This is a genomic window from Halomonas sp. 707D4 (assembly GCF_024158685.1).
Taxonomy (GTDB): Bacteria; Pseudomonadota; Gammaproteobacteria; order Pseudomonadales; family Halomonadaceae; genus Vreelandella.
The window spans coordinates 1-1600 of record NZ_JAMZBD010000600.1; the positions used below are offsets into that span (position 1 = coordinate 1).

2 protein-coding genes are annotated in these 1600 nt (G+C 71.8%); both read right to left on the minus strand.

Annotated elements, in window-relative coordinates; translation table 11 throughout:
• The coding region (locus BIS11_RS17040; protein WP_367399230.1) for a heavy metal translocating P-type ATPase at positions 1-1320 on the minus strand (1320 nt) is incomplete at its 3' end.
• Positions 1321-1330: 10 nt separating this feature from the next.
• On the minus strand, positions 1331-1600 hold a 270-nt coding region (locus BIS11_RS17045), incomplete at its 5' end, for a hypothetical protein (protein ID WP_253586649.1).

Genomic DNA, 1600 nt, shown 5'->3' on the forward strand with positions numbered 1-1600 from the left:
GCCGGCGGTGACCGTGTTGGTCTTGTCGAAAGCCACGGCGCGCACGCCGGACAAGAGCTCGAAAGCGGCGGGGTCGCGGATCGCCACGCCGGCCTGCATCGCCTGGCCGCTGCCGGCCAGGGCGGCCAGCGGCACCGCCAACCCCACCGCGCAGGGGCAGGCCACTACCAGTACCGAGAGCGCTCGCACCACTGCCTCCTCCGTGCCTGCACCGAGAATCCAGACGACGGGCAGCGTGATCAGTGCCAGCAGCAGCGCCACCGGGCTCAGCCAGGCGGCGAAGCGATCAGCGAGCTTGGTCAACTCCCCCTTGCGGGTTTGCAGCAGGCGCATCTGCTCGCGCAGCCGGTCCATGCGACGCTCCCCCGGCGTTGCATCGACGATGAGCCGCATCGATTTTTCGCCGGCGCCCAGGTAGCGGTAGCCGGCGTACACCTTCTGCCCGGCCTGCAGGTAGCGCGGCACGCTCTCGCCGGAGAGCGTGGCGGTATCGAACCAGCCCGGGGTAGTCAGTGTTGCATCGAGCAGCAGGGTTTCGCCTTGGGCAAGCAGCAGCGTGTCGCCCCTCGCGGCCTCCTCGGCCGGGCGCGTCTGCCGCTCGCCGTCGCGCTCCAGGGTGACGTCGGCCTGCGGCAGGGTCAGCGCATCGAACGCCTTCAGCCCACGCTGGCGACAGAGGGTCTCGGCCAGCCGACCGACCAGCAGCAGCGCAATCAGCATCACCGCGGTATCGAAGTAGACCTCTGCCGAGCCGCGCGCCAGCAGCCAGACCGACACCGCGACCGCCCCCAGCACGCCCAGGCTCACCAGCACGTCCATGCCCGGGCGGCCCGCGCGCAGCGTGCGCCACCCCGCGCGGTAGAACGGCACGCCGGCGTAGAGCACCACGGGCAGTGCAAAGCCGCCGGAGAGCCAGGCCATGACCAGCTCGATGCGCCCGGCGGGCACGGCACCGGCATAGATGAGCAGCGAAGCGAGCATCGTCCACATGCCGAACACTGCCGCGACCATCAGGCGCAGGCTCAGGTAGCGGCTCTCCTTCTCGAGCCGCTCGGCGGCGTCGAAAGCGGCCTCGAGCGGGCCGAGCCGGTAGCCGATGCGCGCCACGCGCGCGGCCAGCGTCTCGAACCCGGTCGCGCCGGGCTCGCCCTGCACCCAGACCGTGGCCGTCGGGTAGTGGACGCTCGCCGATTCGATGCCGGCGGCGCGCTGGAGCACGCCTTCGACGGCGAGCGCGCAGCTGGTGCACCACATGCCGTGCAGGCTGTAGAGCGCGGTGTGCCCGGCGGCCGGTTCGCCTTCTGCCTGGGCGAGCGTCACCGCAATCGACTCACAGGCAGGGCGGCACGCCGATGATCGGCATGCCGGTAAAGACGACCCCGAGCGCGGAGAAGAGATAGAGCCCGGCGGAGACCAGCGCGTTGAAGCGCGGCCGTCCGGTGAGCTCGCGCCCCGCCTTCCAGCCGGCCCAGGTCAGCCAGGCCAGCAAGGCGGTGACCAGCAGGCTGAAAAGCCCGAGCCCCAGGTTGAGGCCGGTCCAGGCCCCCTGCGCCGGCGCCGGTGGCGCCACGGCGCAGGCCACCGACAGCCCCCCGTACAC